At 67.6% G+C, this 17,148-nt stretch carries 15 protein-coding genes and 1 tRNA gene; 7 read left to right on the top strand and 9 right to left on the bottom strand.

Annotation, left to right across the window (positions count from 1 at the left end):
• Positions 1-9 precede the first annotated feature (9 nt).
• Positions 10-1,089, bottom strand: coding sequence for an SPOR domain-containing protein (locus RM543_RS12950; RefSeq protein WP_311692299.1), 1,080 nt, complete (start codon positions 1,087-1,089; stop codon positions 10-12).
• Positions 1,090-1,200: 111 nt separating this feature from the next.
• A complete protein-coding gene (argS, locus tag RM543_RS12945; RefSeq protein WP_311692297.1) occupies positions 1,201-2,949 on the bottom strand; it encodes an arginine--tRNA ligase in 1,749 nt (582 codons plus the stop codon).
• Positions 2,950-3,173: 224 nt separating this feature from the next.
• On the opposite strand from argS, the gene RM543_RS12940 reads away from it, so the two are divergent.
• Genes RM543_RS12940 through RM543_RS12920 form a run of 5 tightly spaced genes read left to right on the top strand, consistent with a single transcriptional unit; the run spans position 3,174 to position 9,333 of the window.
• Entirely contained in the window at positions 3,174-5,456 is a 2,283-nt protein-coding gene (locus RM543_RS12940; protein ID WP_311692295.1) for an FdhF/YdeP family oxidoreductase, read from the top strand.
• A gap of 28 nt (positions 5,457-5,484) precedes the next feature.
• Positions 5,485-6,336 (top strand): COX aromatic rich motif-containing protein, encoded by an 852-nt coding sequence (locus RM543_RS12935; RefSeq protein WP_311692293.1) that lies wholly within the window; start codon positions 5,485-5,487, stop codon positions 6,334-6,336.
• Positions 6,333-8,402 carry a cbb3-type cytochrome c oxidase subunit I gene (locus RM543_RS12930; protein WP_311692292.1) on the top strand — a complete coding sequence of 690 codons (2,070 nt, stop codon included), beginning with the start codon at positions 6,333-6,335 and terminating at the stop codon, positions 8,400-8,402. The genes RM543_RS12935 and RM543_RS12930 overlap by 4 nt, the downstream gene beginning before the upstream one ends.
• Positions 8,399-9,043 (top strand): cytochrome c oxidase subunit 3, encoded by a 645-nt coding sequence (locus tag RM543_RS12925; protein WP_311692290.1) that lies wholly within the window; start codon positions 8,399-8,401, stop codon positions 9,041-9,043. The genes RM543_RS12930 and RM543_RS12925 overlap by 4 nt, the downstream gene beginning before the upstream one ends.
• Positions 9,040-9,333, top strand: coding sequence for a cytochrome o ubiquinol oxidase subunit IV (locus tag RM543_RS12920; protein ID WP_311692288.1), 294 nt, complete (start codon positions 9,040-9,042; stop codon positions 9,331-9,333). Before RM543_RS12925 ends, RM543_RS12920 begins: the two co-directional genes overlap by 4 nt.
• A gap of 18 nt (positions 9,334-9,351) precedes the next feature.
• Here the strand turns inward: RM543_RS12920 and RM543_RS12915 are convergent, their stop codons facing one another.
• The 4 genes from RM543_RS12915 to RM543_RS12900 all read right to left on the bottom strand — a co-directional run bounded on the left by RM543_RS12915 (position 9,352) and on the right by RM543_RS12900 (position 13,658).
• Positions 9,352-10,296 carry a D-2-hydroxyacid dehydrogenase gene (locus RM543_RS12915; protein WP_311692286.1) on the bottom strand — a complete coding sequence of 315 codons (945 nt, stop codon included), beginning with the start codon at positions 10,294-10,296 and terminating at the stop codon, positions 9,352-9,354.
• 91 nt (positions 10,297-10,387) lie between these two features.
• Positions 10,388-10,969 carry a retropepsin-like aspartic protease family protein gene (locus RM543_RS12910; RefSeq protein WP_311692284.1) on the bottom strand — a complete coding sequence of 194 codons (582 nt, stop codon included), beginning with the start codon at positions 10,967-10,969 and terminating at the stop codon, positions 10,388-10,390.
• Positions 10,970-11,058: 89 nt separating this feature from the next.
• The gene (locus RM543_RS12905; protein WP_311692282.1) at positions 11,059-11,703 is read right to left on the bottom strand and encodes a MarC family protein; all 645 of its coding nucleotides are present in this window, start codon (positions 11,701-11,703) and stop codon (positions 11,059-11,061) included.
• A 92-nt stretch (positions 11,704-11,795) separates the two neighbouring features.
• Positions 11,796-13,658 carry an ABC-F family ATP-binding cassette domain-containing protein gene (locus RM543_RS12900; RefSeq protein WP_311692280.1) on the bottom strand — a complete coding sequence of 621 codons (1,863 nt, stop codon included), beginning with the start codon at positions 13,656-13,658 and terminating at the stop codon, positions 11,796-11,798.
• Between the two features lie 152 nt (positions 13,659-13,810).
• On the opposite strand from RM543_RS12900, the gene ndk reads away from it, so the two are divergent.
• Positions 13,811-14,233 (top strand): nucleoside-diphosphate kinase, encoded by a 423-nt coding sequence (ndk, locus tag RM543_RS12895; protein WP_116084160.1) that lies wholly within the window; start codon positions 13,811-13,813, stop codon positions 14,231-14,233.
• A gap of 109 nt (positions 14,234-14,342) precedes the next feature.
• Here the strand turns inward: ndk and RM543_RS12890 are convergent, their stop codons facing one another.
• The 3 genes from RM543_RS12890 to RM543_RS12880 all read right to left on the bottom strand — a co-directional run bounded on the left by RM543_RS12890 (position 14,343) and on the right by RM543_RS12880 (position 16,865).
• The gene (locus RM543_RS12890; protein WP_311692277.1) at positions 14,343-15,608 is read right to left on the bottom strand and encodes a methyltransferase; all 1,266 of its coding nucleotides are present in this window, start codon (positions 15,606-15,608) and stop codon (positions 14,343-14,345) included.
• Between the two features lie 86 nt (positions 15,609-15,694).
• Positions 15,695-15,859 carry a hypothetical protein gene (locus tag RM543_RS12885; protein ID WP_311692275.1) on the bottom strand — a complete coding sequence of 55 codons (165 nt, stop codon included), beginning with the start codon at positions 15,857-15,859 and terminating at the stop codon, positions 15,695-15,697.
• A gap of 529 nt (positions 15,860-16,388) precedes the next feature.
• The gene (locus RM543_RS12880; RefSeq protein ID WP_311692273.1) at positions 16,389-16,865 is read right to left on the bottom strand and encodes a Hint domain-containing protein; all 477 of its coding nucleotides are present in this window, start codon (positions 16,863-16,865) and stop codon (positions 16,389-16,391) included.
• 166 nt (positions 16,866-17,031) lie between these two features.
• On the opposite strand from RM543_RS12880, the gene RM543_RS12875 reads away from it, so the two are divergent.
• Positions 17,032-17,116: transfer RNA gene (locus RM543_RS12875), tRNA-Leu, on the top strand.
• Positions 17,117-17,148: the final 32 nt, after the last annotated feature.

Genomic DNA, 17,148 nt, shown 5'->3' with positions numbered 1-17,148 from the left:
TGCCCGCCATCATCGGGCGACGACGGGGATGCACTCGGCCTGCTCGGCCACCAGTGCGGCGCAGAACCGGCGCGCATCCGCGAGGTTCTCGAAGCCGACGGCACGCAGGCGCCAGAAGGGGCGGCCGCCCGCCTCGGCTTGGCGAATGAGCTGCTGCTTGTCGCTGAAGAGCGCGCCGAACCGGGCCGTCGCATCGGCCCAGGCCGAACGCGCCTCCTCCTCGGAGGGGAATGCCCCGAGCTGCACGAGGCGGGTGCCCGGCGCGACCGTCGCGGGATCGGCGATCGCCGGGGCGGAGGTGTCCTGCGCGCTGGCGACGGCATCGGCGATGGCGGTCGGGGAGTTCGACGCGATGCGCACCGAGGGGCGCTTCGCCGGACGCGGAGAGACGGAAACGCCCTCCCCCGCCAGCGCGGCGAGAACGGCCATGTCGGTATCCGTCGCGGCCATGAATCCCGCCTCTTCCTCGCCTTCGGCGGGCAGGTCCATCGACTCCGCGGCAAGGCGCTCCTCGTCGGTCTTCGCCGGCTGCCCGCCCATGTCGTCCAGCGTCAGGCCCCGCATCAGCGGCTCGGCGATCTTCTCGGCCCCCTCCGTCCCGAGGGAGGCAAGCTGGAGCGGCTCGGGCTTCGGCGCGCCGCCGATGTTGAGGGACGCGTTGACGATCTGGCTGGATCCGGCGCCCTCTGCCCCGGAGGCGGCAAGGCTCCCGCCCGGCAGATCCTCGGGCGCGAGATCCACCGGCTGCGGCGCAAGCGTCACGCGGTCGGAGGACTGGGCGGTGTTCCCCTCGGCCTGCACACGATTGACGGAGAGCCCCTCATGCGAGGCGATGAGCCCGCCCGGATCCTCGGGCGCGGAGCGCATCGGCCCTTCGATGGCACGGACGACGGGAACGCCGGTCACGTCCCGCATCACCTGCTTGTACCCCCAGAGGCCGAGGCCCGCGACCAGCGCCAGCGAGGCGATTGCGCCGGTGACATGCACCGCCATCGCACCGCGCGACGGTTCGGCCGCGGCGTAGGCGGCAGTGTTGTCCGTCTCGTAGCCGTGATCGCCCGGATGCCCGGCGCTCGTGTGATACGTCATGCTTTGCCTCTATCCCTTTCGGACCGAGACCGGATCTGCCTTCTGAAGAGGCGGCTGCCGGCCCGGCCTTCGATACCTGCTCTAGAGCCCCGACCGGCGCGCCAGTTCGCGTCAGCGCATCTCGTCTGCCGGGGTCACGCCAAGGATACCCAGACCGTTCGCGATCACAACCGCATTGGCGCGCGCGAGGGCAATTTTCGCGCGTGTTGTATCGGGGTCACCCTCCTGCAGGAACCGCAGCGAATGATCCTCGTTGCCGCGATTCCAGAGCGCATGGAATTGTCCCGCGAGATCATAGAGATAGAAGGCGATCCTGTGAGGCTCGTGGGTCCGTGCGGCGATCTCCACGATGCGCGGCCATTCGCCGAGCTTCGCCGCGAGCGCCGCCTCGGCGGGATGGGCGTTGACGGACAAATCCGCGGCCGCGAGCGACCCGTCTCCGAGCCCCTCGATCCCCGCCTCCTCCGCCTTGCGCAGCACCGAACAGATCCGCGCATGGGCATACTGGACGTAGAAGACGGCGTTGTCCTTGGACTGCTCCATCACCTTGTCGAAGTCGAATTCGAGGGGCGCGTCGTTCTTCCGCGTCAGCATCACGAACCGCGCGACGTCCGGCCCGACCTGCTCGACCACGTCGCGCAGGCCGACGAACGTCCCGGACCGCTTGGACATCTTGAAGTCCTTGCCGTCCTTGATGAGCCGCACGAGCTGGATCAGCTTCACGTCGAGCGGCACACGCCCTTCGGACAATGCCGAGACGGCCGCCTTCATCCGCTTGACGTAGCCACCGTGATCGGCGCCGAGCACGTCGACGAGCTGATCGTAGCCGCGCTCGATCTTGTCATAGTGATAGGCGATGTCCGGCGCGAAATAGGTCCACGAGCCATCGGACTTGCGGATCGGCCGGTCCACGTCGTCACCGTGCTCGGTAGAGCGGAAGAGCGTCTGCTCCCGCGGCTCCCAGTCCTCGGGCACCTTGCCCTTCGGCGGCTCGAGGACGCCGTCGTAGATCAGACCCTTGCCGCTCAGCCAGTCGATCGCGGTCTCGATCTTGCCGGTGCCGTAGAGCGACTTCTCCGAGAAGAAGTGATCGAACGACACGCCGAGGGAGGCGAGGTCCGACCGGATCCGCTCCATCATGGCGGCGGTCGCGAATTCGCGGACCTTCTCGAGCCAGAAATGTTCGGGCGTGCCGACGAAAGCGTCGCCGACCTCGTCCCGGAGCGCTTCGCCCACGGGAACGAGGTAGTCGCCGGGATAGGTCCCCTCCTCGAAGGCGACCTCCTGCCCGTGCGCCTCGAGATACCGAAGGTATACCGAGCGGGCGAGCACATCGACCTGCGCGCCGCCGTCGTTGATGTAGTATTCCCGCGTGACCTCGTAGCCGGCATAATCCAGCAGACCCGCCAGCGCGTCGCCGAAGACGGCGCCCCGCGCATGGCCCACATGCATCGGCCCGGTGGGATTGGCGGAGACGAACTCGATGTTGACCTTCGTGCCGCTGCCCATGTCCGACTTGCCGTAATCCAGGCCCGCCTCCAGGATCGCGCGGGTCAGCTCCGCCCAGGAGGAGGCCGCGAGGCGCAGGTTGAGAAAGCCCGGTCCGGCGATGTCGGCGGTCTCGATCCGGGGATCGGCGAGAAGCTTCGGCGCCAGCGCCTCGGCGATGTCCCGCGGCTTGAGGCCCGCGGGCTTTGCGAGCACCATCGCGGCATTCGTCGCCATGTCGCCATGCGCGACATCGCGCGGCGGCTCCACCGCGACGGCGCCGAAATCCAAGCCATCGGGCAAGACTCCCTCCCGGACGAGCGTGTCGAGCTCGGCGATGACGAGCGTGCGGATATCGGCGTAGAGGTTCATCGGTCCCATCCCGGATTGGCAGGTCGCCGGTGTAGCACCTCGCCCCTTGGCGTCAACGCCCGCGAGGCCGCGGCAGGCCACCAAGGCGAGGTCGGGGCGCAGTCGGGGCGACGCCCTGCATTTATCTCGGAACTGCCCCCCGGTCCCTTGGTTGTGGATCGGCGGAGGTTCCCCGAAGACGGTACCGTTCCGCGTGGATATCCACCAGATTGGAGCCCTCCCACATGTCCGACACGCGCGAAGACCGGCAACGCGACGATACCGTTCACTACGATGGCGCAGCGGGCGGCTGGGGGAGCATGCGCGGCATCAAGGAGATCGCCCGCGCCGCGAAGCCGGACCCCGCCTTCGCCGACACGCTCCGCCGCCAGAACAAGCCCGGCGGGCACATGTGCACCTCCTGCGCTTGGACGAAGCCGGCACAACCGCACGCCTTCGAGTTCTGCGAGAACGGCGCCAAGGCGACGATCTGGGATCTGACGACGCGGCGCGCCGGGCCGGACTTCTTCGCCAGCCACACGCTGACGGAACTGCGCGCCCGCCCCGATTACGAGCTGGAGATCGAGGGGCGGCTCACCCACCCGATGCGCTACGATGCCACCTCGGACAAGTACGTCCCGGTGTCCTGGGACGAAGCGTTCGCCGGGATTGGCGAGCGTCTCCGCCGCCTCGACCCCGCATCCGCCGTCTTCTACGCATCGGGCCGCGCCTCGCTCGAGACGTCCTACCTCTACGCCCTCTTCGCTCGGCTCTACGGCCACAACAACCTGCCCGACAGCTCGAACATGTGCCACGAGACGACGAGCGTCGGCCTGAAGAAGGTGATCGGCTCGCCGGTCGGGACCTGCGTGCTCGAGGATTTCGAACACTGCGACATGATCCTGTTCTTCGGCCAGAACACCGGCACCAACAGCCCGCGCTTCCTGCACCCGCTGAAGGACGCCGTGGACCGCGGCTGCCGCGTCGTGACCTTCAACCCGGTGCGCGAAACCGGCCTCGTCGAGTTCGCCGATCCGCAAAATCCGTGGCAGATGACGGCCGGCAGCCCCACCGAGATCTCTGAGCACTACCTCCAGGTCCGTCCCGGCGGGGATATCGGCGCTATCGCCGGCATCATCAAGCGCGTCCTCGAGCGGGAAGACGAGCGCGGCGACGTGCTCGACCGTGCCTTCATCGCCGAGCACACCCATGACTTCGAGAGCTTCGAAGCGGCCATGCGCGCCGCCGACTGGTCGCTCATCGAGCGCGTCTCGGGCCTCTCTCGCGCGGCCCTCGAACAGGTCGGCGACATCTACGTGGCCTCGCGGAACGTGATCGGCATCTACGGCATGGGCCTCACCCAGCACGTCCATGGCTCTCAGAGCATCGGCATGCTGGTGAACCTCCTCCTTCTGCGCGGCAACATGGGCCGCAAGGGCGCCGGGATCAGCCCGGTGCGCGGGCATTCCAACGTGCAGGGCCAGCGCACCGTCGGCATCAGCGAAAAGCCGGAGCTTGTCCCGATGGAGACAATCGCGCGGATGTTCGACTTCGAGCCGCCGATGGAGACGGGCCGGACGACCGTCGAGGTTGTCGAGGGCGTTCTGGACGGCAGCGTGAAGGCCTTCGTCTCGCTCGGCGGCAACTTCGCCCGCGCCATTCCGGACACCGACCGCGCGGAGGAAAGCTGGACCCGTCTCGACGTCAACGTCCAGATCGCCACCAAGCTCAACCGGTCCCACCTTCTCGCCTGCCCGAACACATGGCTTCTGCCGTGCCTCGTGCGCGCCGAGGAAGACGTGCAGGCGACCGGCCCGCAGGCCGTGACGATGGAGGACAGCCTCTCCCACGTCCATGGCTCCCGCGGGCGCCGCACCCCTGCGGCGGAGACGCTGAAATCCGAGGTCGCCATCGTCGCCGGCATCGCCAAGGCGACGCTGGCGCCCAATCCGAAGGTCCGCTGGGACGACTGGACCGGCGACTACGCCCTGATCCGTGACCTGATCGCCGAAACCTACCCGGACGAGTTCCACGACTTCAACGCGCGCATGTTCGAGGCGGGGGGCTTCTACCGCGGTAACCCGGTGCGCGATCTGAAATGGAAGACGGAGAGCGGCAAGGCCGAGTTCACCACTCCGGACGACGCGCTGAGCGCGCTCGGGCATGCGCCGGGCGAGGCGGAATTCACCCTCATCACCCTGCGCTCCAACGATCAGTTCAACACCACGATCTACGGCTTCTCGGACCGCCTGCGCGGGATCGAGGGCAAGAGGGACGTGGTCCTGATGGCGCCCGAGGAGATCGAGAAGGCCGGCCTCGTTGCAGGCCAGCGCGTCACTTTGCACACCGACCACGATGACGGCCTCGAGCGCAGCGTGGGCGGGCTCGAGGTCGTGCCCTACGACCTGCCGCTGCATTGCATCGGCGCCTATTATCCGGAGGTCAACGGGCTGATCCCGCTGGACTATCATGACGAATTGTCGAAAACTCCAGCGTACAAGGGGGTCGCCGTCCGTATCGAGGCCTGACCCGAGCTCCAGACGCGAATTTCCCGCAATGCCGCCAAGATGTACCGTTGCCGCGCTTGCCGCCATCTGGCTTCCCGGCCTGGCCGAAGCGGCGGGTGCCCTCAGCCCGAACGGGCCCGTCGCGGAGGCTCAGCTGGGCATCCTTCTGACGGCGCTCGGGCTCATGGCAATCGTCGTCCTGCCGGTCTGGCTCCTCGCGGCATTCGTCGTCCTGCGCTACCGCAGCACGGCGGGTCAGACCTATCGTCCCGAGGAGGATTTCGATCTCAAGACGGATCTCGTCATCTGGGCAGTGCCCGCCCTGATCGTCATCGCCATCGGCACCATCGTCTGGACACGGACCCACCAGCTGGACCCGTATGCGCAGGTCGCCCCCGGTGACAGCCTGCGCATCCAAGCCGTCGCGCTCGACTGGAAATGGCTCTTCATCTATCCCGATCTCGGCATCGCCACCGTCAACGAGCTCGCCCTGCCGGCCGGCACCAACGCGGAGATCGCCCTGACCTCCGACACCGTCATCAATTCCCTCATCGTCCCCGGCCTCGCCGGCCAGATCATGGCGATGGCGGGAATGCGGACCGAGCTCAACGTGGTCGCGGAGGCCCCTGCCCTGATGTGGGGGCGAAACACCCAGTACAGCGGAGAGGGCTTTGCGGATCAGGAGTTCCGCGTGCCCGTCACCTCCCTCGAGGACTTTGCCGCCTGGGCCGAGACCGCGCGCCGCGCCCGGCCCCTGGACCGTGCCGCCTATTGCCTTCTTGCGACCGAAGAGGCGACAAGCGAGCCCCGCCGCTACTCCGCTCCCGAGGACGGCCTCTTCAAGGCGATCATGATGCAGTATATGGACCAGGATCGAGGCCGGTTGTGCTCGGACGATTGAGCTGGGACGCGTCCCCCTTCTACGGGGTGATCCCGGCCATCGCCGCGTCGGTGGTCATTCTCGCCGCGATCGCCACCATCGTCCTTCTGACCGTCACGCGCCGCTGGCGCTGGCTCTGGTCTGAGTGGCTGACGAGCCTCGATCACAAGAAGATCGGGATCATGTACGTCGTCCTTGCGGAGATCATGCTTGCGCGCGCCTTCATCGAGGCGGCTCTCATGCGCACGCAGCAGGCCCTGGGCGCTGGCGCCGGCGATGTCGGGCCGGTCGGCGCCGAGCATTTCGCGCAGCTCTTCTCCACGCACGGGACGATCATGATCTTCTTCGTGCTGATGCCCTTCATGACCGGGCTCATCAACTTCGCCATGCCGCTGCAGATCGGCGCGCGGGACATGACGTTCCCATGGATGAACTCCATCGCCCTCATGCTGACGATCGGCGGCGCCGGTCTCGTTATGGCGAGCCTCGTCATCGGCAAGTTCTCGACCGGTGGTTGGACCGGCTATCCCAATTTCACCGGCGCCGCCGTCAATCCGGGCGTCGGGCCCGATTACTGGATCTGGGCGCTGACCCTCGGCGGCGCGGGGTCGACCCTCTCCGGCATCAATATCGTCGCCACCATATGGAAGGAGCGTACCACCGGCCTCGATCACCTGATGTGGATGCCGCTGTTCTGCTGGACGTCGCTCTGCACCGCGCTTCTGATGATCTTCGCCTTCCCCGCCCTGACCGTCGCCACGGTGATGCTCTGGCTCGACCGGACCTTCGGCTTCCATTTCTTCACGCAAGCCGATGGCGGCAACATGATGCAGTACGTGAACCTCTTCTGGATGTGGGGGCATCCCGAGGTCTACATCCTCATCCTGCCGGCCTTCGGCGTCTATTCCGAGGTCATCGGCACGTTCAGCTCCAAGAAGCTGTTCGGCTACACCTCGCTCGTCTGGGCGACGATGGCGATCGCGGTGCTCTCCTTCACCGTCTGGCTGCACCACTTCTTCACCATGGGCGCATCGGCCAATGTCAACGCCGTCTTCGGCATCGCCACGATGGTCATCGCCGTGCCGACCGGGGTGAAGGTCTATGACTGGCTTCTGACCATGCGCCACGGGCGGCTGCGCTTCGACGTGCCGATGCTCTACGCGGTCGGCTTCATCGTCACCTTCGTGGTCGGAGGCGTCACCGGCGTTCTGATGGCGATCCCGCCCTTTGACTACGTCGTCCACAACTCGACCTTCCTCGTCGCCCATTTCCACAACATGGTCATCCCCGGCTCCCTGTTCGGGATGATGGCGGGCGCGACCTTCTGGTTTCCCAAGGCCTTCGGCTTCCGGCTGGACGAGACATGGGGCCGCCGCGGGTTCTGGTTCTGGATCAGCGGCTTCTACCTCGCCTTCATGCCGCTCTACGTTCTCGGCCTCTTCGGCATGTCCCGCCGGATGGCGACGTACCTGCATCCCGAATGGCAGCCCTGGCTCATCGCGGCCTGGGCCGGAGCGGGCCTCGTCGGCTGCGGGCTGATCTGCCAGGCGATCATGCTCTACGTCTCTATCCGGGACCGCGAGCGCCTGAGGGACATCACCGGCGATGCGTGGGACGGGCGGACGCTGGAATGGCTCGCCCCGTCCCCGCCCCCTGAATGGAACTTCGGCGTCCGACCGGTCGTCACCGGCCGGGACGAGTTCGGGGAGCGCAAGCTGAACGACGAGGCCTACCCCGTTCCAGACCGCACCGCCTACCGCGACATCGAGATACCGGCCAATGCCGCGACCGCGCCCCTCATCGGCATCTTCGCCTTCCTTTTCGCCTTCGCGGCAATCTGGTGGATGTGGTGGCTGGTCTGGATCTCGGCCGGCGCGATCGTCCTTCTGGTCCTCTGGCGGTCCATGCGGTTCAGCCTGCACCGCCAGATCCCTGCCGAGACCCTCTACCAGGCCGACATGGCGCACCGCCGCACGATCCTGGCCCATGCGGATGGCGATATCGGCAGCGGCGCACCCATGCGTCATGCCCGCGGAACCGAGGGCTATCTCGCCAGGGAACGTCGCGAGAGGGAGGACCGGGCATGACGGACACCACGACGGACGCTCAGGGCGTCCGCCCCCATGCCGGCATTCCGCTCGAGCATCCGGACGCCGAAACCGCCCATGCCACCGAGCGGGCGGTCTTCGGCTTCTGGATCTTCCTGATGAGCGACCTCGTCGTGTTCGCGCTTCTCCTCGCGACCTATGCCGTCCTTCTGAGGGGCAACACGGGCGCCCCCGGCCCTGCCGAGGTCATCGAGCTGGCCTACGCCTTTCCGGAAACCCTGCTCCTTCTGACATCGACCCTGACGCTGACATTCGCGAGCGTCGCCCTTCGCGAGGACCGGGCGCGCGGCGTCTATGGCTGGACATTCCTCTCCCTCGCCCTCGGCGCGGGATTCCTTGCGCTCGAGGGCGCCGAGATCGCGGGACTGATCGGCAAGGGGCACATCCCGCAGGTGAACGGTTTCCTCTCGGGCTACTGGCTCGCCATCGGCACGCACGGGCTCCATGTCGCGATCGGCGTGGTCTGGGGCCTGATCCTGATCGCGCAGTTCTGGATCTACGGATTCTGCCCCGCGATCCGCTCGCGCCTCGTTCGCTTCTCGCTCTACTGGCACATGCTGGACGTGGTCTGGATCGCGATCTTCACCGTGATCTACCTGCCCGGGTCGCTCGTCTCATGAAGCGCATCCACGCCATCCATCTGGCGGGCTACGCTGCTTCCCTCGCGCTCACGCTGGCGGCCTTCGGCATCGCGAAGTTCGGCTGGCTGGACGGAGCGCTCGCCCTCGTCGCCATCGGCCTCGCCGGGCTCGTGCAGGCGGCGATCCACCTGCGCGCCTTCCTCCACCTCGACTTCAAGGGCTCCCAGCGGGAGGATCTGCAGCTCCTGCTCTTCGCGGCGGTCCTGATCGCGATCATGGTGGGCGGCAGCCTCTGGATCATGTTCGACCTCGGCCACCGCATGATGTGATCCGGGGAGCCTCGCGCCTTACCGCGCGCGGTTCCTCAGCGCCTCCGCCCCGCCCCGGACCCAGGCCTCGAGGTTCGGCCCGACGATGCCGGCCGCCTGCTCGGCGTAGATGTCGGACATGCCGCCGACATGCGGCGTCAGGATCACGTTCTTCATCGCCCAGAGTGGCGACTCCTCGGGCAGCGGCTCCGTCTCGAACACGTCGAGCCCCGCCCCGGCGATCGTCCCGTCCTTCAGGGCCTCGATCAGGGCGGTCTCGTCGACCACCGGCCCTCGACCAAGGTTGATGAGATAGCCCTCCGAACCCAGCGCGGTCAGCACCTCGGCATTCACGCTTGCCTTCGTCGCCTCCGTGAGCGGCGACAGCACGACGAGGAAATCCGCATCCGCCGCGGCCTCGGACAAGCCGTCCCGCGTCCAGATCCGGTCCACGCCCTCCATCTCGGTCCGTCCGTCGGAAATCCCGGTGATGCGCAATCCGAAAGGAGCGGCGCGCGCGATGAGCGCCTCCGCGATGCTGCCGAGCCCGTAGATGCACATCGTCCGTCCGACGAGCGGCGGCACCGGTCTCTGTTCCCATTTTCCCTCGGCCTGGTTGCGCGCGAAGGCCGGCATGTCCCGCAAGAGGCCGATCGCCATCCACAGGATCAGTTCCGACATCTGCGGACCATGGGCTCCCGAGAGCGTCGTGACCGGCAAGTCTTCCGGCAACGCATCGATCCCGAGGATGCCTTCCACGCCCGCGGACAGGGACTGGATCCATTTCAGCTTCGGCATCGCCTCGATCAACTTGCCCGTCACCTGGCCCGGCGGTGCGACCATGATCTCGGCCTCCGCCCCCTCCCGAATCGCGGTTTCCTCGTCTTCGGCCAATCGCACGTCGAACCCATCGAGGGACGCGCCGAGAGCATCGCGGAACCGCGCAGCAGTTTTTGCGGCGATGAGAAGAACGGGATCGGACATGGGCAAGCGCTACCTGCGGCTGGGGAGGATCGGTGCCGGGACCCTAGCCCCGCCGCCGCCATCTGCAAGTCGCAAGCCGCACGTCGTCGCCTCAGCGGGTCAGCACCATCTCTCCGCCGCCGAACTCGACGCTGCCGAAGGTGTTGAGGTAGCGCATGCCGAGGAGCGAGCCGGGCATCTCGCCATCGGTGACCACCGCCGGCACGTCCTCGTCCACGAGCCCGCCGATGGAGAAACTGTCGAGCCATACCCGCGCGGTCCGCACCCGGCCATTCGCGGTCTGCGCCACCCCCGAGAAGCCGAGATCGTCCGTCTCGACGCCGGCGCGCGCGGCATCCTCGCCGCCGAGCACGATGTCAGACGCGCCGGTGTCGACGACGAAGCGGATCGGCTCGCCGTTCACCTCCGCCAGCAGATGGTAATGCCCGTCGGGCCCGAGCGGGATCTCGATCCGGCCATCCTCGGCCATGACCGCCTGCCGCGGCAGAACGGTGCCCTGGATGTCCCCCCAGAGGCCGTACCCCGCGATCACGCCGATGAAGATCAGCGCCCAGAGGCCCAGTTGCCGGAGGCCCTGCCCCATCCGTCCTCGATGGGAGAGGAAGAAATACCCGGCGATGACAGTGCCGAGAAGGCCGAGGTAGACAAAGGACGCGATCTGGTCGCCGCTCATGCGAGGCTCCGTGAGATGATCCTGCGCATATAGGGCGGGGCCGCGGCGGTTTCACGCGGGTCCCCGCCTTTCGGCGGATCACGCCCGCGTCAGCCGAAGACCCCGGCGCCTGCGAGACCGTCGAGGACGAACTGCACGGACAGCGCCGCGAGCAGCATTCCGAGGACCCGCGTGACCACCGATACGCCGGTCACCCCGAGCCCCCGTTCGATGGCGCCCGAAATCATGAACATGCCGAGCACGAGGCTGATCACGAGCGCCATGACGACGTGAATGCCGATCACGTCGATACTGCCCGGCGCACGGCCCGTCAGGAGGATCATCGAGGCGATCGCTCCAGGCCCCGCGATCAGCGGCACCGCGAGCGGGAAGACCGACGGGTCCGGCTCCTCCGCGTCGTCGAACGCCTCCTCCGTCGCTTCCTCGGCGCTCGACGCTCGGCGCTTGGTGCGCCGCTCAAACAGCATCTCGAGCGCGGTCAGGAACAGCAGCAGGCCGCCGGCGATCCGGAAGGCGGGCATGGTGATGCCGACGAAGCCCAGCACCGCTTCCCCCGCCACGCCGAAAAGCGCGAGGATCAGGAAGGCGAGACCGCAGGCCCGAACAGCTATCGCCCGCCGCCGCGCCGCGCTCTGGCCGTGCGTCAGCGCCACGAAGAGCGGCGCCATGCCGATCGGATCGATGACCACGAAGAGCGTGACGAAGGCGGAGATGAAGAAGGTCAGATCGGTCATGTCTGATGTAACCATCGATGAGGCGACGCGGCGACCCCTCTCGGGCCCATCCCCGGATCAGGGCCGCGCCCTGCCCCGGTCCCTGTTTCACCTCACGCCGCGCGCTCGGCCCGCTCCAGCTTTTCGGCGGCGGCAAGCCAGAGAGACTCGGCCTTGTCGAGCGCGTCCATCACCTCGCCGTATTTCGTCTGCCAGACCTCGCGCTTCGACGCCATGTGATCCTCGTAGACCTCCGGCTTTCCGAGGCGGCGGGCGAGCTCGTCCCGCATCTCGGCGAGCTTCGCCATCCTCGCCTCGGACTTCTTCACGTCGGCCTTCAGATCCTGCAGGACGGCCTGGCTCACGCGCTTCTTCGCGGGGGCGGGCTTGGCGGGCTTCTCCTCGGCAGCCTTGCCCCCCTCGCCGAGCAGCATCTTGCGATAGTCCTCAAGATCGCCGTCATACGGCTTCACCCGTCCGTCCGCGACGAGCCACAGACGGTCCGCGACGAGGCTGAGAAGGTGCATGTCGTGGCTGACGAGGATCACGGCGCCCGAATATTCCGTCAGCGCCTCCACCAGCGCCTCGCGGCTCTCGATGTCGAGGTGGTTGGTCGGCTCGTCGAGGATCAGCATGTGCGGCGCGTCGAGCGTCGCCAGGAGCAGCGACAAACGTGCCTTCTGGCCGCCAGAGAGCCGCGCCACCTCCGTCTCCGCCTGATCGGCGCCGAGCCCGAAGCCCGCGAGCCGGGCCCTGAGCTTCGGCGGCGCTTCGCCCGGCCGCTCGCGCAGAAGGTGCTGGAGCGGGGTCTCGTCCACCCGCAATTCCTCGACCTGGTGCTGCGCGAAGAAGCCGACGCGAAGCTTGGACGCAGTGGTGATCCGCCCGCCCATCTTGTCCAGCCGCGCGGCAAGCAGCTTCGACAGGGTCGACTTGCCCTCGCCGTTTCGCCCCAGAAGCGCGATACGGTCATCCTGGTCGATCCGGAGGTCCAGCTTCGAGAGAACCGCACGATCGCCATAGCCGACGGACGCGCTCTCGGTCGCGACGATGGGCGGCGACAGTTCCTCCGGGGCCGGGAAGGTGAACACGGTGCGCGCGGCATCTTCGGGCGCCGTGATCCGCTCCATCTTCTCCAGCATCTTGACGCGGCTCTGCGCCTGCCGCGCCTTGCTCGCCTGCGCGCGGAAGCGGTCGACGAAGCCTTGAAGATGCGCCCGCCGCGCATCCTGCTTGCGGGCCATTGCCGCCTGCACCGCGCGCCGCTCGGCCCGCTGCCGGGCGAACTGGTCATAGCCGCCCTGCCAGAGCGTCAGCGTGCGGTCCTCGAGGTGAAGGATCGCACCCACCGCCCGGTTCAGAAGACCGCGATCGTGGCTGATGACGATCACGGTATGGGGATATTTCGCGAGGTAGCTCTCGAGCCAGAGGGCGCCCTCGAGGTCGAGATAGTTCGTCGGCTCGTCGAGGAGCAGGATATCCGGCGAGGCGAAGAGGACGCCCGCCAGCGCCACCCGCATCCGCCAGCCCCCAGAGAAGGCCGAACAGGGCCGGTGCTGCTCCGCCTCGGTGAACCCCAGACCCTTCAGGATCGCGCTTGCCCGCCCTTCCGCGGACCACGCATCGATATCGGCGAGCCGCGTATGGACCTCGGCGATGCGCGCGGCGTCCGTCGTCGTTTCCGCCTCCGCCATCAGGGCGGCCCGCTCGGTATCGGCGGACAGGACCGTGTCGAGCAGCGTCGTCTCCGAGGACGGCACCTCCTGCGCCACGCCGCCGATCTTCGCGCCCTCGGGCATCTCGACATGCCCCCCGTCGAGCGGAAGCTCTCCGCGGATCGCGCGGAACAGCGTCGTCTTGCCGGTGCCGTTGCGCCCGACGAGGCCCACCTTGTGGCCGGATGGAATGGTGACGCTGGCGTCCTCGAGAAGAGAGCGGCCGGCGACGGAGATGGCGAGATCGACGAGTTTCAGCATGGCATGCTGGTTGCCCGAATTGCCCACCGCCGTAAAGGGCGCCGGAACGCGCGAGTGCTTCCCCCTCGCCCGGCCCCATGATACGGCGCCGGCGCAAATCCTGACGGGAGCCGACAGACGGCCCCCCTGCCCCTCAACCGAAAGGCATTCCAATGGCCACCGAACGCACCCTGTCGATCATCAAACCCGACGCCACCTCCCGGAACCTGACCGGCAAGATCAACGCCAAGTTCGAAGAGGCGGGCCTCCGCATCGTCGCCCAGAAGCGCATCCTGCTGACGAAGGCGCAAGCCGGCGAGTTCTACAAGGTCCATGCCGAGCGTCCGTTCTACGACGAGCTGTGTGAATTCATGGCCTCGGCGCCGGTCGTCGTGCAGGTCCTCGAGGGCGAGAACGCGATCGCCAAGAACCGTGAAGTCATGGGCGCGACGAACCCCGCCGACGCCGCCGAAGGCACGATCCGGGCCGAGTTCGCCCAGTCCGTCGGCGAGAACTCCGTGCACGGATCCGACGCCCCGGAGACCGCGGCCGAAGAGATCGCCTACTACTTCTCCGGCCTCGAGCTGGTTGGCTGAACCGGCGACGGCCGCTGGCCTGAATTTGGGGCGGTGCCTATCGGGCGCCGCCCTTTTTCGTGTCGAAGGGTGGCCGGGCGTCTCGACTGATCGCCCCGCCCTCCCGCCGCTAATGCCGCTTGCGCGCCGCGTAGCATGTCCCGAGGATCGGCGCGCCGAACTCTCGGCGCAGGATCTCGGTGAACGTAACCTCCGGCGCCCGGAACCCGGCCTCGGACAGGGACGCCTCGACATACCCCCGCGCATGGCGGCAGCGCCCCGAGGAATACCTCTGCCACTCGAGGACCTCCGCGCCACCGTCCTCGACGGTGAAGACGAGCCAGCCGCCCGGTACGAGATCGGCCGCGAGATTGCGAAGGACGCCCGGCAGCTCCCCGAAATACGTGAGCACGTCCGCCGCCACGACCACGTCCCAAGCCCCTTCGGGATAGGACGCGGGATCCGCGAGGTCGGTCCGCGTCAGCGCATCGAAGCCACCCCGCGCTTCGGCCTTCGCCAGCATCCCCGGCGACAGGTCGCAGCCGTGAAGAAGGCGCGCCCGCGGCCGCAGGAAGGGCGCGCAGAGCCCCGTCCCGCAGCCGGCATCGAGGATCGCCAGCGCCCCGTCCCGCGGCACGCCGATCTCCTCGAGCGCACGAGCCACGAAAAGCGGGCCGTTATTTCCAAGCTCCTCGAGATTGCGGTCGTAGATCTCGGCGAACCGGTCGAACATCTCGGTCATCTGGTCCGGGGACGCCGGCTCAGCGCCCGCATCGGCGAGGTAACTCTCCAGCCCGTCCGCCTGCCCCTCCGGCAGCAGGCGCCCGGCCTGCCGCACGGCCTCCGCGGCCTGCGCCTCGTATCCGAAATGGCACAGCCCGGCGATCAGGTTGATCCAGAGGCCCCGCAGGTCCTCCTTCGGCACACCGCCATCTCGTCCCAGCTCGCTGAGATACGGAAGCCAGATCGCCATCGTCTCCTCATCCCGCCCGTCGAGAAGGAGGGCGCCGAGAAGCGTGCGGGCAGCGTCGAAGTTCTTCGGCGCGAGGGACATCGAGCGCGTCAGCGCGGCGATCCCGCGCTCCTTCTCGCGCAGGAGATAGAGCGTATAGCCGCAGACATGGCAGACGACGGGGTGATCGAAATTCGCCTCGAGCGCCGTGTCCATCCCGGCGACGAGCGCGCGGCGGACCTCCTCGGCCCGCTCCGCGTCGCCGAGCCGCTCGGTCAACTCGTAGAGGCGCCCCGCCTCCTGCGCGGAGACGCGCCCCTCGCTGAGGATCCGTTCCGCAGCCGCATTGGCCGCGCCCCGCCGCCCCATGACCAGGAGCCGCTCGGCATCGGCGATGCCAAGCTGCGGTGCGTCGGCCTCGGGATCGGCGCTGGCATCGGACATCGGGCGCTCCTGTCGTCACCACGGGACACAAAGAGCCTAACCGCAACCTCCGGCGCCGATCCAGTGGCGCCGTTCGCGCAGTACCGTCAGATGCTGGCCCAGTCGGAGAAAAGGGTGGCCTGCTCCGCCGGGGGCGGATTGGTCAGGCGCGGTGCCTGCTGAACGCTGGCGCCCTGCATCTGCTGGATGTTGCGGGACGCACCGGAATGCGACTGGGGCTCACTTGCCCGCTGTTGATCTATGCTTGCCATGCTCTGCCTCGAAAGTATGCCGTCCGGTGTTGCCCGGGTTCGACGTGGATGTACTGTCATCAAGACGCTCGCTTCATGGTTTGGGCAAGTGGCCCGCGTGGCGGGGGCGGGCAGTGTTGCGACAATTCGACGCAATTTTTCGCGATGATCGGCGCACGGGCGCTCATGACCGAAGTTTGTCGGCGCCAGAGCGTCGGTCCGAGCCCTTCCCCGCCCGAAGGGCCGAATTTCGATCGCTCCCCAAGACGATCGGCACGACCGAAACGACGAGGGCGATTCGCACTACGTGGACCGAGGGCACGCAGGCCGCGTTCTGCGCTGGCGAGGACGCTCATCTCGGCAAGCCTGCCGGCGGAAACGGCGGGGAACGCACCGTCCGAGGTACCCTGGGTCGGCCGCGAACCCCGCGACGCGCTGGTCAGCGTCACTCCGAGCATTGAGCACCACCCTTCCCAGGCACGAGAACCGTGTTCCGCTCGATATCGACAACTCGGGACCCGCCGAAGCCTCCGCATAAGCGGTCGCACCCTCACGCGGCACGCATGGTCTCGACCCCGCTTTCGAGCTCCAGACCGCCGGCGTAGAGGACCTGTGGAACGTCGAAGACGAGCGTGACGAGGCGGATCGGCCGCTCCGGCATGTGCCATCCTATCCCTTCCCGTCCGACCAGCGAATGGGCGGGAACGAGGCTCGTATCGCCGCCGTCCCTCAGGAGCACGTTCTGCGACGGCGGCAGGAGGATCTCTTCCTCCGGTTTCCCGCGGCCGAGGGCGCCGGCGGCGATCCACAGGAGCGGCCCTTGCGAGCGCTCGACGATGACGTGCGCGACACGCGTAGCGCCGGCCCGCCGACTGACGATCCGGTCCCCCGCCCTGACCCGCTCGACCGGGACGATCCCCTGGAGCGTGAAGAGCTTCGTTCCGGCAGCGATCCCGATGCCTGAGCCGGCATCCGCCTGATCGGGTCGCGTGGCCCGTTCGTGCGAGAAGTCAGGTCTGGTGGACATCAGCACGGCGAACGCTCCTTCGGACAAGCTCGGGTCTCAAGTCTGAATGAAGCATAGGTCTGAAGGATTGGTTGAGGTCATCGACATCTCCTGGCGCTGGACAGCACCGGCCGCCGCGCTTAGAGGAGATGCGTCTTCGCGGGGACGCGCATCGTCCCCCGGCCCGGCGGACGTGGCGGAATTGGTAGACGCACCAGATTTAGGTTCTGGCGCCGCAAGGTGTGGGGGTTCGAGTCCCCCCGTCCGCACCATACTGATTTTCAACAGAAACTATTGAGATCCA

The sequence above is a fragment of the Tropicimonas omnivorans genome (genome assembly GCF_031846565.1).
Classification (GTDB): domain Bacteria; phylum Pseudomonadota; class Alphaproteobacteria; order Rhodobacterales; family Rhodobacteraceae; genus Tropicimonas_B; species Tropicimonas_B omnivorans.
The sequence above is the reverse complement of the archived record's forward strand: the minus strand, read 5'-3'. Positions and strand labels throughout refer to the sequence as shown.

Coding starts and splice junctions, on each gene's coding strand:
- RM543_RS12950 (WP_311692299.1), bottom strand. CDS start 1,089: ATGACGTATCACACGAGCGCCGGGCATCCGGGCGATCACGGCTACGAG.
- argS (WP_311692297.1), bottom strand. CDS start 2,949: ATGAACCTCTACGCCGATATCCGCACGCTCGTCATCGCCGAGCTCGAC.
- RM543_RS12940 (WP_311692295.1), top strand. CDS start 3,174: ATGTCCGACACGCGCGAAGACCGGCAACGCGACGATACCGTTCACTAC.
- RM543_RS12935 (WP_311692293.1), top strand. CDS start 5,485: ATGCCGCCAAGATGTACCGTTGCCGCGCTTGCCGCCATCTGGCTTCCC.
- RM543_RS12925 (WP_311692290.1), top strand. CDS start 8,399: ATGACGGACACCACGACGGACGCTCAGGGCGTCCGCCCCCATGCCGGC.
- RM543_RS12920 (WP_311692288.1), top strand. CDS start 9,040: ATGAAGCGCATCCACGCCATCCATCTGGCGGGCTACGCTGCTTCCCTC.
- RM543_RS12915 (WP_311692286.1), bottom strand. CDS start 10,296: ATGTCCGATCCCGTTCTTCTCATCGCCGCAAAAACTGCTGCGCGGTTC.
- RM543_RS12910 (WP_311692284.1), bottom strand. CDS start 10,969: ATGAGCGGCGACCAGATCGCGTCCTTTGTCTACCTCGGCCTTCTCGGC.
- RM543_RS12905 (WP_311692282.1), bottom strand. CDS start 11,703: ATGACCGATCTGACCTTCTTCATCTCCGCCTTCGTCACGCTCTTCGTG.
- RM543_RS12900 (WP_311692280.1), bottom strand. CDS start 13,658: ATGCTGAAACTCGTCGATCTCGCCATCTCCGTCGCCGGCCGCTCTCTT.
- ndk (WP_116084160.1), top strand. CDS start 13,811: ATGGCCACCGAACGCACCCTGTCGATCATCAAACCCGACGCCACCTCC.
- RM543_RS12890 (WP_311692277.1), bottom strand. CDS start 15,608: ATGTCCGATGCCAGCGCCGATCCCGAGGCCGACGCACCGCAGCTTGGC.
- RM543_RS12885 (WP_311692275.1), bottom strand. CDS start 15,859: ATGGCAAGCATAGATCAACAGCGGGCAAGTGAGCCCCAGTCGCATTCC.
- RM543_RS12880 (WP_311692273.1), bottom strand. CDS start 16,865: ATGTCCACCAGACCTGACTTCTCGCACGAACGGGCCACGCGACCCGAT.